At 42.0% G+C, this 12,607-nt stretch carries 10 protein-coding genes; 4 read left to right on the forward strand and 6 right to left on the reverse strand.

The genetic code is table 11. The features are described from left to right. The first annotated feature begins 402 nt into the window (after nt 1-402). The 3 genes from ES754_RS01690 (at nt 403) to ES754_RS01700 (ending at nt 5,444) form a co-directional block, all read left to right on the forward strand. Nucleotides 403-1,644 (forward strand): CNNM domain-containing protein, encoded by a 1,242-nt coding sequence (locus tag ES754_RS01690; RefSeq protein WP_227677763.1) that lies wholly within the window; start codon nt 403-405, stop codon nt 1,642-1,644. 379 nt (nt 1,645-2,023) lie between these two features. Beyond that, nucleotides 2,024-2,518, forward strand: coding sequence for a hypothetical protein (locus ES754_RS01695; protein ID WP_147221490.1), 495 nt, complete (start codon nt 2,024-2,026; stop codon nt 2,516-2,518). 220 nt (nt 2,519-2,738) lie between these two features. Continuing rightward, entirely contained in the window at nt 2,739-5,444 is a 2,706-nt protein-coding gene (locus tag ES754_RS01700; protein WP_147221492.1) for a lytic transglycosylase, read from the forward strand. A gap of 105 nt (nt 5,445-5,549) precedes the next feature. On the opposite strand, the gene ES754_RS01705 is transcribed toward ES754_RS01700, so the two are convergent. Next, nucleotides 5,550-6,758 (reverse strand): transglycosylase SLT domain-containing protein, encoded by a 1,209-nt coding sequence (locus ES754_RS01705; RefSeq protein ID WP_147221494.1) that lies wholly within the window; start codon nt 6,756-6,758, stop codon nt 5,550-5,552. A 433-nt stretch (nt 6,759-7,191) separates the two neighbouring features. Further along, complete coding sequence (locus tag ES754_RS01710) at nt 7,192-8,025, reverse strand: Nif3-like dinuclear metal center hexameric protein (protein ID WP_147221496.1); 834 nt, start codon at nt 8,023-8,025, stop codon at nt 7,192-7,194. Nucleotides 8,026-8,304: 279 nt separating this feature from the next. On the opposite strand from ES754_RS01710, the gene ES754_RS01715 reads away from it, so the two are divergent. Further along, entirely contained in the window at nt 8,305-9,624 is a 1,320-nt protein-coding gene (locus tag ES754_RS01715; RefSeq protein ID WP_147221498.1) for a S1C family serine protease, read from the forward strand. Between the two features lie 132 nt (nt 9,625-9,756). On the opposite strand, the gene yfaE is transcribed toward ES754_RS01715, so the two are convergent. The 4 genes from yfaE to ES754_RS01735 all read right to left on the reverse strand — a co-directional run bounded on the left by yfaE (nt 9,757) and on the right by ES754_RS01735 (nt 12,522). After that, a complete protein-coding gene (yfaE, locus tag ES754_RS01720; protein WP_147221499.1) occupies nt 9,757-10,023 on the reverse strand; it encodes a class I ribonucleotide reductase maintenance protein YfaE in 267 nt (88 codons plus the stop codon). A 70-nt stretch (nt 10,024-10,093) separates the two neighbouring features. Next, nucleotides 10,094-11,227 carry a class Ia ribonucleoside-diphosphate reductase subunit beta gene (nrdB, locus tag ES754_RS01725; protein WP_147221501.1) on the reverse strand — a complete coding sequence of 378 codons (1,134 nt, stop codon included), beginning with the start codon at nt 11,225-11,227 and terminating at the stop codon, nt 10,094-10,096. Between the two features lie 106 nt (nt 11,228-11,333). Then, nucleotides 11,334-11,714 carry a hypothetical protein gene (locus ES754_RS01730; RefSeq protein ID WP_147221503.1) on the reverse strand — a complete coding sequence of 127 codons (381 nt, stop codon included), beginning with the start codon at nt 11,712-11,714 and terminating at the stop codon, nt 11,334-11,336. Nucleotides 11,715-11,820: 106 nt separating this feature from the next. Then, nucleotides 11,821-12,522, reverse strand: coding sequence for a hypothetical protein (locus tag ES754_RS01735; protein WP_147221505.1), 702 nt, complete (start codon nt 12,520-12,522; stop codon nt 11,821-11,823). Between the last annotated feature and the right edge of the window lie 85 nt (nt 12,523-12,607).

The raw sequence follows: 12,607 nt of genomic DNA on the forward strand, positions 1-12,607 counted from the left end.
TCCCAGACTTGGTAACTGTTAATCATGCCACACTCGTATTTTCTCTCCGTTATTCTATCACTGTCGATTTTTCAATAGGTAATAACCATATCCTTAAGATAATTTGAGTGATAAAACGTAGGTTACTTTAAGCTCTCAGAATAGCTAGTAGTGAGGACGATCTAGTAGTGAAGACCGTTATGAAAACAGAGTGTGAGTAAGCGCGTTTGAGTAAAATAGTGCAGTAAGTTTTATGTGGATATACATGACCGATAAAGGAAGTCGAACAAATTAGGGACTTATTGTTAAATTTCATGATCAATGTTAATATTAAATAGCTATATTTATAGTTATAAGAGGCAAGTTTTTGCCTTCTTTATATTCTTTTATTCGCTTAGGTCATCTAACTTGCACCCCACTTTTATGTCTGTCCCTCGTTTAAGCCGTCCACGCACTTGTCGTCAAGCGGCGTCTGCCAAACCTCCCCCGACGCTATTATGTATACGTAATCACTCACGTTGGGCTGTTGTAGTCGCCTTCTTAATTTTATTATTGCCTTATCCCGCATTAGCCGCCGACGTCACAATTGAACCAACCACTGGCAACGTAATATTGTTGATTGGTTTTGTCAGTATGGCCATTGGATTGTCTTTCATATGCTCGTTAGCAGAGTCAGTACTGCTCAGTATGACGCCTTCGTATATTGCCGATGTCCAAGAGAGCAATCCCAAAAAAGCGCAAATGCTCAAACGCTTAAAACAAGATAAAGTCGATCAATCGCTAGCGGCTATCTTAACTTTGAATACGATGGCCAATACTTTAGGCTCTATTGGCGCTGGCGCGCAAGCAACTATCGTCTTTGGTAGCGCATGGTTTGGCTTGTTTTCAGCACTAATGACCCTAGCTATCTTAACTTTTTCTGAAATCATCCCCAAGACCTTGGGTACAGTATATTGGCGACAGCTTAGCGGCCCTGTGGCTTATTTTGTACGCGGTATCATTGTAATTCTATATCCTATTATTTGGCTCTCAGAGCGCTTGACCAAGCTCTTGGTACGCGGTAAAAAAACAGATGTGTTTAGTCGGCGAGAGTTCTCTGCCTTGGCGAGCATCGGTGAAGCCGCAGGCCAAATTGATCCGCTAGAGGCCCGTATTATTCGTAACTTATTGGCGTTTGGTGCCATTAAGGTTGAGGACATCATGACCCCGCGCTCAGTAATGCTGGCGTTCGAGGAGAATAAAACAGTGGCTGAACTGTTGGTAGATCGACCAAAACTGACTTTTTCGCGGCTGCCAATTTATGATGGTGATTTGGATAATATCACCGGTTTTGTATTAAAAACTGACATGCTATTAGCCAAAGTCAATCATGCGATGCACAAGCCATTAACCCAGTTTCAGCGTGAGATTACCTTTGTCTTCTCTAAAATGAAATTGTTTGATCTCTTGGATTTAATGCTAAAAAACCGTCTACATATTGCCATTACTGTGGGTGAATATGGTGAGGTTAAAGGTTTGGTCACGTTAGAGGACGTTTTTGAAACTTTATTGGGTCTTGAGATTGTGGATGAAATAGACCGTGTTGAAGACATGCAGGCGCTGGCCCGACAGATGATGGATAAACGCGTTGAGCGTCTTGGCATGAAACTTGACGAAGATGAATAGCTGAATAATTGGTTAATAGCTAAATAACCATAGCTAAGTAACATGAGTAATAACAGACAGCTCAATGATGAGTATGATAATAACGTAGTAATTCAAGCTAAAACCTTAATGTGGAGAGTTTGAGTGATAGCGTTTTCAGATGTTACCTCACCTATATCAGCCGAATAAGTATACAGCGACTTGTGCTATCAAGAATTGCACATGACGTAACATAGGTGTGAGAATTTAGTGATACGCTTAGGACTACCGTCAATTTCTACATCAGCAAAATTTAGATAAGTATTGATAAAAGTAAATGACTGTCTCAAACAGTTAACCTATTATGACGAATAGACCGTCAATAAAATAAAGAACATTGCTAATATCGCTAAGGACTAAGATGAAACGTATTTGGGAGAAAGGCCTATTGGCCTTGTTGATAAAAAGTGTTAGTGTCAGTGGTTTAGCAGCCATCGTAAGTACGGTAGCTGTCAGTGCACAGGCTGCAACTATGAATGAAGGGTTGGTACAAAATTATGCAGCTGCCATGAAGTCTGCGGCCAACAGTAAAAATATCAATCAAGTCGCCCAGTTGGTTTCTGATGATGCGCTAATTTCATTGTCGAGAAAAGGAAAATCTACTAGCTTAGACAAAAGTGCGTATCTAAGACTGTTACAAAACAGTTGGAACCAAACGTCAAACTATCGCTATGACATTAGCATTGACAATATTGTCACTACTGGCTCGCAAGCTAAAGCCAATGTTAATACGATTGAGAGTTGGGTGAAAGATGGTAAAGAGGTCTCATTTGTGACCACGTCGAGAGTGACTTTAACGGTATCAACTGGCAATGCCGTGTTATTACGTGCTGTATCGCAAGTGACTATTAATTAGTAAAACAAATGATTAATTAATGAAATAAACGATTGAACAAGTGATTTATTTGGTCACTGTCTATTACCATAATTGATTAATAAAGTTGCTTGTTAAAGAATAACTGAAGCGTATTAAGATTTCTCATTGTTTTTTATAGATGAATACTGTTTGTTTCGTATTACAGACGATACTATCAATCCGTTTTTTATATCTATCTTGCTAGGAAAATTCCACTATCATGTCTACTGTGTCATCAATTTCTCGCACGTTTATCGCTTTACCACTGACGCTAGCGGTGTCAACTTTACTTATCAGTGCGTGTAGTAGTACGCCCACGGCGAAAAATTCAGGTGCAAATACTAATGCACCTTTGGTGAGCAAACGTCCGGTTAATCAGACTGCTGCCACGCCTAGACCAACGACTAGCACTGGTTATTCTACAGCTTATTTGGATGCAGACAGCTTAGACGAGTTGGCAGATTTGCTAGAAGCTACCGATATGACTATGGTTGAGAGTAGCCAACTTGCCATTCAACAATACGGAGATTTATGGAATAGATTACGTGCTGGCTACCAAATGAACGGTGGTAAAGCCATGTATGATCCTCGTATTGAGGCACAAAAAAGCTGGTTCACCAGTCGGCAGGATTATCTAAATCGTCTGACTGCGCGCTCAAGTCGTTATTTGTATCATACCGTGCGTGAAGCTGAACGCCGCAATATTCCAACCGAGTTAGCACTATTACCAGTGATTGAAAGCTCTTATGATCCGACTGGTACCAGTACCGCAGCGGCTGCTGGACTGTGGCAGTTTATTCCAAGTACAGGACGAATATTTGGTCTGAATCAGAGCAGTACCTATGATGGCCGCCGTGATGTGATTGAGTCCACGCGTGCCGCCTATGATTATCTGACCGCTTTACATAATCAGTTTGGCAGTTGGGAGCTTGCGTTAGCCGCTTATAACGCTGGACCAGGGCGGGTGCAAAAAGCGATTGATGTTAACAGAAACCAAGGATTACCGACCGATTATTGGTCGTTACGATTGCCGACTGAAACGATGAACTATGTGCCGCGTTTTTTGGCCGTGGCAAATATTGTCTCCAAACCTGAACAATATAATGTGTATTTACCAGCGATTGCCAACCGTCAGCATTTCCGGAGTGTACCCGTTAATTATGGCGTGAGCTTAGCTGAAGTGTCACAGGTGACCGGTGTGGCCTACGATGAGCTAGAAAAGCTTAACCCTGCCCTAACTTCAGCACGTATTGATTCGTCAGGTCCACAGCGGGTGGTAATACCAAATGATGTTGGTGTGACTCTTGATGCTAAGCTCAGCTCATTGCGCGGCAATGGTACCAGTAATGTGATTGCTTCAAGTGTGCCTAGTAGCCCAAGTCAAAGCTATACACCTAGCCCTAGTTACACGCCAAGTCCAAGTCCTACCAATACGACCCCAAGCTACAATAACCAGCCTTATACCAGCTCATCACTTCCCTCTACAGGGAAGGGGCTAGCCGATTATGCTGCCAGCGCCCGTGTACCGCAGCAAACTACCAGCTATATTCCACCAACTTCTAGGCCAACCAGCAATTCTGTTTATAGTAGTAATGCGTCCATTAGTCGTGAGCCTCCTATTACCAGTACAGAAATAAGCAGAATTAATGCTGAGCTAAAAAATAGTAATAGCCTGCCGACCACTTCAGCTAAAATTACCCAAAACAATACGATTGTCCAAGAGCCGGCTCTAACTAGAGAAGAGCGCGACTTCATTGCTGCGCAAATCATGAGGCAAACGCCTGAAGTTAAGGAAGTCATTAGTGCTATTGATGGTAATATTAATCTATCAGCGATACAAACGCAGCTGTCCATTTTAGAGGCCAGTGGTAAAGACAAGAAGTTAAGCTTTGCTGATACCCCAACCAGCACGCCAAAACCACCGGGTAACCGCACAACTTATACGGTAAAAAGCGGTGATAACTTAACTAACATTGCTAGTCGCGCTGGTCTTAGCTGGCGTGACATCGCTGATTGGAATCAGATAGATGCCAGCGCTAAACTCTTCGCTGGCGATAGTTTATATTTATATAACGCCAAGAAAATAGAGCCATTAGGCACATCCAATAATGCGACGAGTCGAACTGAGAGCTATGTTGTACAAGGAGGGGATACTCTAATTGGTACCGCAAATCGCTTTGGTTTATCAGTGAGTCAACTTGCTACCTATAATAATTTAAGTAGTCGTGCTGATTTATTCATAGGACAAAAGCTATGGTTGGTACCTGGCAAAGTATCCGCGCCAACAAGCAGTAGTTCTGGAAGTAGTAATAGTTCTAGCAGTAGCAATTCTAGTAGCAGTACTTCTAATAACAGTTCTCCTAGTAACAGTAATAGTGCCAGTAACTCAACGGCTACCAGCAAGTATACGGTAGTATCAGGGGATACTTTAAGTGGCATCGCGCAGCGCTATAATATTACGATAAGTGATTTAGAGACTGCTAATAACATGACTAGTACTTCAAACTTAATGTTAGGGCGCACCATCACTATTCCTGCAAAAGGTAGTAATGGCAGTGTTGCGAATAAAACCAGCGCTAGTAGTAGTGTTGCAAGCAGCAGCGTTAGTAGTGGTAAAAATATTAGTAATATCGAAAGCTATAAAGTTCAATCTGGTGATGGTTTGATTGTATTAGCACGACGTTTTGGCGTCTCAGTCGAGGATTTAGCAGCGACTAATAATATGGCTATCGATGGTCAATTACAGCTTGGGCAAACTATCAAGGTACCCAAAACTACGGTCAGTTATACGGTGGTATCAGGGGATAGCTTGATTGGTCTGGCACGCAAACATGGCGTCTCAACGCAGGAGCTTGCTGATATGAATAAGATTGCCAATGATGCAATGTTACAGCTTGGTCAGCGTATGACTGTGCCCAATCGTTAGTTATTAGCAAGGTATGACATAGATTTGATTAAATCTTTAATCAATATTTATTCCGTAAAAAAAGCTGCTCTTTAAAGAGCAGCTTTTTTTTATACAGCATTTAGATTATACCGTTTGCATTTTCATCGTCTCAATATAGCTTCTAATATTACTCACATACTGCATGCATTGCTCATAACGACTGTTTGACGCTTTATTTTCTGATAAATAGTTATAGATATTTGCCCAATTCTTATCGTTAATACCGTCCGAATCCAGATGTTTTTGAATGCGTTTAATAGCATTTGGTCCCATATTATAAGCAGCAAGAGCAAACCAAATACGGTCTGTTTGTGGGACGTCTTGAAAGGTAGATTTCATCTCTTCTAAATACCTCGCGCCGCCACCGATACTTTGCAGGGGATCAACGCGATCAGCAACGCCCATCGCCTCAGCGGTACTATTAGTGAGCATCATGATACCGCGCACGCCCGTTGGCGACACTGCATCAGCATCAAGATGCGATTCTTGATAACCCATCGCTACCAGCAGTTCCCAGTCGTGATTATAGTCTTTCGCTTGTTTTTTAAAAGAGCTTTGATAATCAGGCAATTTTTCGGTGAGCGTTTTTTTAAAGTGCTGCTGGCTATAGGCATCTTTAAGTAAATTCTGATTATAAAAAGCGGCTAAACTTTGGGTGCTTTCCAGTTTTATACGGTCACATAAAAAGTAGCTGGCCTTTTGCGATAATGGGTCGTCCGCTTGTTTAAATGTCCAGCTGACTTTAGGATTCAAGCCATTGTCAGTCAAGCTGGTATCATAACCACAGCTCACATTAATTGAGGACAATTCAAGCTGGTTCTTAAGTTGTGAGCTTGCTGTCGTTAGTGCCATGTCAGCAGCACCGGACTGTAGCGCGCGTAATGCTGCCTTATCGCTGGCATAGGCCTTCAATTCAATACCAACTCCAAGCTCATCAGCATAGCCACGGACTAAATCATAGCCAAAGCCGTGTTGAAAACCATCAGTGGCAAAGTATGTACTGTCGCCTGGTACGGCTGCGATGATTAAAGTTTTCTGGAGCATAACCTTATTATAGGCCGGTACTTGCGCTTTCATCGTCGTTAGACTGTCAGCAGGTAACGATAAGAGGGCGATGCTAGACAGCTGTACCAATTTTTTAGTTTTAGAAAAACGAGCTGATGGACTATAGGGAATACTAGGAACAAGATTGCTCTTAAGGTTAAGGGTGCGTTTGCTTGGGCGTAGTAGATAAGATAGACGGCGTTTAGCCCTTAGCGTCGATACTTTGACACGATAAGTCATGCGCTGCATGCAGGTCTCCTAATGTTAGCCGTTTTGCTTACTTTTAAAAAGCAGAACGTCTATATCGGGGTGACAGATAGCCTTTAGAGTAGGTCTTCAAAGTTTAAATTAATTCTTTAAACAATAACGCACTCATTATTATCTGTCCGCTTAATGTCATGGCCGGAGGTTGTAGTAATAGGAACGTTTCTTGATAAAATTTATTTTGTGAAAGGTTCTCTTACATTATAATAATATGCGGTATATATATGTATTATTCAAGTTAAGTTAACTAAAGAGTGACGAAACTTAATAATAAAAATGTAAACGGCCAAAATTGAATTTCTTCTAAGTGTTATATATGCACGAAAGCATATAGAAAAATATTTTCTTTAAAAGTTAGCATTTTTTGGGAAGGTTGAATATCAAAAATAATATGTTAGCCGATTATTTAATCCTCTTATTAGGCGGGGTTATCAATATCGATAAAGGTCACCGGAATGCCAAACTGCTGCGCCACTAGCTCACCTAATGCTTCGATGCCGCCGCGTTCAGTAGCATGATGACCGCATGCAAAGTAGTCAATACCAAGCTCACGTGCACTATGGGTGGTACGCTCTGATATTTCCCCAGATATATAGGCATCACAGTCCATCGCAGCCGCTTGCTCAATCATATCTTGCGCGCCGCCTGTACATAAGCCGACGCGCTTGATAAGTCTAGGAGCATTCGTATGAGTGTCTTCTGAATTACAATAAGTATAGTCAGCTGGAATATGTAGCGGCGCGCGTCCTAAAGCATGGGTAATGATAGTAGTAAGGTCGTTAGGACTCTGCGGTATACAAGTAGCAATATTACCCACCGGATGTGATTCATGAGGATATAGGGCACCAGTGATGGTTAATCCTAAGGCCTCGGCCAGTTTGGCATTATTACCGATGATCGGATGTGCATCGAGCGGGAGATGGTAGGCAATCAGAGAAATACCATGCTGTAATAACTTGCGGATACGGCGACCCTTCATACCTACTATTGGCTCAGGCTCACCTTTCCAAAAATAGCCATGATGCACCACAATAGCATCCGCATTGGCCGTAATTGCTGCATCAATTAAAGCTTCACAAGCCGTCACACCGGTAACAATACGCTGAATAGGCTGACCGCCATCCACTTGTAATCCATTAGGGGCATAGTCTTTAAAGGCGTCAGCCGATAGATAATCATCACAAAATTGCGTTAATATCTGTGCAGTGATTGATTTATGTGTTGCTTCAATTGTTGCATTTGTTGTCGTCATTATTTTTCCTTATTACTCTTGGTTTTATTATTAAAAGGCGCGTATGGTGCTCATGTCTTTTAGCTAAAAATACTCAGATGAAATCATATGCTAAAAAGGTTATAACGGTCATGTTAGCACAATGTGGTAAACGGTCAGGCAAAGGTAATAACTGAAATGGTACACGATGCGTTACTATTCTAACGTGATGCCAGTTATAATTTGCACAAGTGCCAGCGCCCATACAGTAATGCTTGTCACCGCCACTCGTTCATATCTTACATGTATAGAGGTTTTTGTATGTCGTCGTCCCCGAACACCACTGATAAGGCAGCTTTTGTAAAATGGTTGCCTTGGGTCTTATTGCTGATAGTGATTGCAGCATTTGTCTGGTTGTTTACCAGTATGAGGGCGCCATCAGAAGCGAAGTGGGAAAAGCCTGTCACCACGACGGTAGAGCAACAAGCTTCCGCTCCGATTGCAGGTAGCGCAGAACCCATATCCTCTTATCATAATGCCGTTGCACGCGCGTCGCAGTCGGTGGTTAATATTTATACCACGCAAGCGATGGAAGAACATCCCTACATAGATGACCCGGTTTTGCGACGTTTTTTTGAGTTTCATGGCGATCAGGAAAATCAAGGCGCAACCAATTTAGGCTCTGGTGTCATTGTGTCACAAGACGGTTATATCGTTACCAATGCTCACGTCATTGAAAAAGCGGATGAGATTACAGTCGCTTTTAACGATGGGCGTAAGAGCCGTGCCAGAATTGTCGGTACTGATCCTGATAGTGATCTAGCGGTCATTAAAGTGGACATGACAGGATTAACGCCGCTTGGCTTTCGGGAAGCGCCCAGCCGCGTTGGCGATATAGCATTGGCCATTGGTAATCCATTTGGGGTAGGACAAACGGTCACCCAAGGTATTATCTCAGCGACAGGTCGTACGGGACTTGGGGTCAATAAATTTGAAGACTTCATTCAAACGGATGCGGCCATTAACCCAGGTAACTCGGGCGGCGCCTTGGTTGATGCTTATGGTGAGTTAGTCGGTATCAATACCGTGATTTTCTCACGCTCAGGTGGTTCTATGGGTATTGGCTTCGCCATTCCGACTGCGTTGGTCGAGCAAGTGATGAATGCGTTAATTAAAGATGGCCGTGTCAGTCGCGGTTGGCTGGGAATTGAGATACAGTCGCAGATGCGTGACCCCACTGTTCTTGAAACTTCGACTGGTGTGGAAGTACTGAAAGTTATTCCCCAAGGTTCAGCGGCTAAAAGTGGTCTAAAAGTTGGTGACGTTATCCTATCCATCGATGGCGTTGAGATGACTGATGACAATACACTGGTGCAGTATGTGGCTCGTAAGCCACCCAATACTGAGCTACATGCGCAAATATTACGCAATGGCAAAAGTAAACAAGTCAAAATTATCCTAATGGAGCGTCCGCCCCAAGAGGAGGTTGAGCAACCCACCATTATTCATGACGAAAGCTTTGGCGGGTTACCAAACTATCATGACGACTCGCAAGATGCACCGCCGATGTCAGAAGAAGAGCGTCTGCGTCAGCGTGAAGAGCTGCTAAAGTTGTTTGAAAAAAATGCCGCTACTCAGTAAGTAGGGGTAGAAGCTCATAGCTTCGGACTGGTATCTATCAAAGCCTAAAAAAAGCGCGTTATCTAAAACAAGATAGCGCGCTTTTTTATGGTTAGTCTGATAATAAAGAATAAACTTTAAAGGTTTAGGAGGTTATTCTGGTATCAGTTCATGGTCAATATAAATGACGCCTTGCACACGACAACAGCAGGGTAATATCTCATTCACTTCAATCATCGCCAGCGGTGCAAAGGGATAATCAATCGGATGTGAGCTTGATACTTTTCTAACACGGCAGCTACCACAGTAGCCCTCGCGACATTGGTAATTCACCTCATGCCCCGTACGCAGCAAGCCATCAAGTAGGCTTTCATCCTCATGTAAATAGAATTGCATCTTACTGGTCATTACCCAAGTCATCATTAATCCTATATTGCGCTACCGCTCAACAATTTTTATCAAAGTCGTCACTTGTACTTATGATCGAGTCTTATAACTCAAAATCATCAAAATCACTGTTTGATAAGTCCGAATCAATTTGACCGACTAAGTACGAGCTAATCTCGGTCTCTTGCGGGGCAACTTGGACGTTATCAGACGATAACCACGTATTAATCCATGGAATAGGATTTGATTTGGATTTTGGAAACGCTGATGGCAAGCCAACTGCTTCCATGCGCAAGTTAGTAATGTATTCAATATACTGGCATAGAATGTCTTTATTTAGACCAATCATCGAGCCGTCTTTAAATAAGTAGCTTGCCCACTCCTTTTCCTGTTCAGCTGCCTTGCGGAATATCTCAATGCTGTCTTCATAGCATTCATTAGCAATCTCTACCATTTCTGGATCATCTTTACCGTTACGCATCAGATTGAGCATGTGTTGCGTACCGGTTAAATGCAGTGCCTCATCACGAGCAATCAGCTTGATAATCTTGGCATTGCCTTCCATCAGCTTACGCTCGGCAAAGGCAAATGAGCAAGCAAATGACACATAAAAGCGAATCGCTTCTAAGACGTTAACCGCCATGATGCACAGATACAGCTGCTTTTTTAGTGACCTTAAATCAACCGTGACTTGTTCACCATTAACGGTATGCGTACCTGCACCATATAAGTTATAGAGCTGGGAATTATAATATAAGTCATCATAATATTTGGCGATATCAGAGGCACGCTCAAGGATATGGTCATTGGTCATGATGTCATCGAACACCACGCTTGGATCGTTGACGATGTTACGAATAATATGGGTATAGCTGCGTGAGTGAATGGTCTCTGAAAATGTCCAGGTCTCAATCCATGTCTCAAGCTCGGGAATAGATACCAAAGGCAGCAATACCACGTTTGGGCTACGACCTTGGATAGAGTCGAGTAGGGTCTGATACTTCAGGTTGCTTAAGAATATATGCTGCTCATGCGAGGATAAATTACCAAAGTCGATACGGTCACGCGAGACATCGACTTCTTCTGGACGCCAAAAGAAGGACAGCTGCTTTTCAATCAATTGCTCAAAGATAGGATGCTTTTGTTGGTCGTAGCGGGCAATATTGACTGGCTGACCAAAAAACATCGGTTCTTTCATAGCATTATTTGGGGTTTGATTAAAAATGGAGTAGGTCATGAGGTTGCCTTTATAAGTTATACATATTATTAATCTAAAAGTTTTATATGCTTTTTTTAAAAATGTGGCTTTAAAATATTAGCAAAAATGCGTTATAGGCTCTCTATTATAAGTTCTCTAAAGATATTTGTGTTGGTGCTTGTCCATCATTCATATACGCTTTGAAGATTTCGCTGAGCTCACTATCATTTAATGCTTCTAGCTCATCGATAGCGCCCTTGCGCTGCGTTCCCAAATCAAGGTTTTCTGCTGCTTTTGGCGCTTCTTTTTTTGGTTGCTTCTTGACTGGTTTTTTTGTCTCTTTTGGCGCTGTCGTCTTTAGTGTCTCTTGTGTTGGTTCTGTACTTGCACTTAACTGCTGACGAACGGCTGCGATGTCGACGGTGACTTGTACAATGTGCGCGCCACCATCGTTGCCATTATTTAGGTCTGCAAATACATTAGGGATAAACAAACCACCGTCTTTAATGATTGCGGTATATTGCACGTCTATGACCTCCGTCGGTTTTATTCTGTCTGTGTTTCGATTATAGCGATAAAGCCACAGTGTTTTCGTTTGATAGGGTGCGACTCACGCAAACTGTGTTGGTTAATTAAAACTTACGTTCATCTTTAAATTTAGAAATTATTTCGTTCATCTCTGGCTGGAACAGTTCGATATAGTCATAAGATATACCATGGCTGCCACTAGGATGAGGGAACCCAATCACCTGACAATTATCAAATGATTGAAATTGGACTTTGAACCTTGTGTGAGAAGACTCTTTTTGAACGATATGGTGTGGCTCTGTTATCTCACCCATTATGTCTTCAAATCTAGTCAATACAGCAGGGTTTTGGAGGTAGTCCATTAGTTTACTACCCATAAAGATAATAACTTTCGGTCTTAAAGCTTCAACGTGACGTATAAAGTTATCTACGTGCTCTTCTAATAGAAATTTATTAGAGTCACTATCGTTAATAGAGTTGCCCTGTGTGTCTGCCCAATTGGTTTGAATTATAGATTTCTCAAAATCGCCCCCTAGATCTTGGCTATCTAGTGGAAAACCCCAGAGTTCAAACCATCTTTTAATACTATTATCATAACGCCAAGTATTAGCAACCGCGCCCCAATGTCTAGCTTTATTTGCAAAAGTATGCTCAACTTCTTCACTGGGTTCAACCCAACTGCCTAATTCTTTCTCTTGCTCATCTTTCTTACTAAAACCCCATTCATAACCACAAATCATCAAGCCATTTTGGTCGTTGAACCCGTCGAAAATTGAATTACCCAAGTTTAAATTTTTATAGTTCATATAGTTATATTTCCTTTTTATCTAAGTAGGTCGATTGCACTTCGGCTAATTAAATATGAGATAGCTTATTATCTTCAATTTTCAA

The organism is Psychrobacter frigidicola (genome assembly GCF_007997305.1).
Lineage (GTDB): Bacteria > Pseudomonadota > Gammaproteobacteria > Pseudomonadales > Moraxellaceae > Psychrobacter > Psychrobacter frigidicola.

Excerpts from the sequence above, each read along its gene's own strand:
- ES754_RS01690 (WP_227677763.1), top strand. The coding sequence starts at position 403 with ATGTCTGTCCCTCGTTTAAGCCGTCCACGCACTTGTCGTCAAGCGGCG.
- ES754_RS01695 (WP_147221490.1), top strand. The coding sequence starts at position 2,024 with ATGAAACGTATTTGGGAGAAAGGCCTATTGGCCTTGTTGATAAAAAGT.
- ES754_RS01700 (WP_147221492.1), top strand. The coding sequence starts at position 2,739 with ATGTCTACTGTGTCATCAATTTCTCGCACGTTTATCGCTTTACCACTG.
- ES754_RS01705 (WP_147221494.1), bottom strand. The coding sequence starts at position 6,758 with ATGCAGCGCATGACTTATCGTGTCAAAGTATCGACGCTAAGGGCTAAA.
- ES754_RS01710 (WP_147221496.1), bottom strand. The coding sequence starts at position 8,025 with ATGACGACAACAAATGCAACAATTGAAGCAACACATAAATCAATCACT.
- ES754_RS01715 (WP_147221498.1), top strand. The coding sequence starts at position 8,305 with ATGTCGTCGTCCCCGAACACCACTGATAAGGCAGCTTTTGTAAAATGG.
- yfaE (WP_147221499.1), bottom strand. The coding sequence starts at position 10,023 with ATGACTTGGGTAATGACCAGTAAGATGCAATTCTATTTACATGAGGAT.
- nrdB (WP_147221501.1), bottom strand. The coding sequence starts at position 11,227 with ATGACCTACTCCATTTTTAATCAAACCCCAAATAATGCTATGAAAGAA.
- ES754_RS01735 (WP_147221505.1), bottom strand. The coding sequence starts at position 12,522 with ATGAACTATAAAAATTTAAACTTGGGTAATTCAATTTTCGACGGGTTC.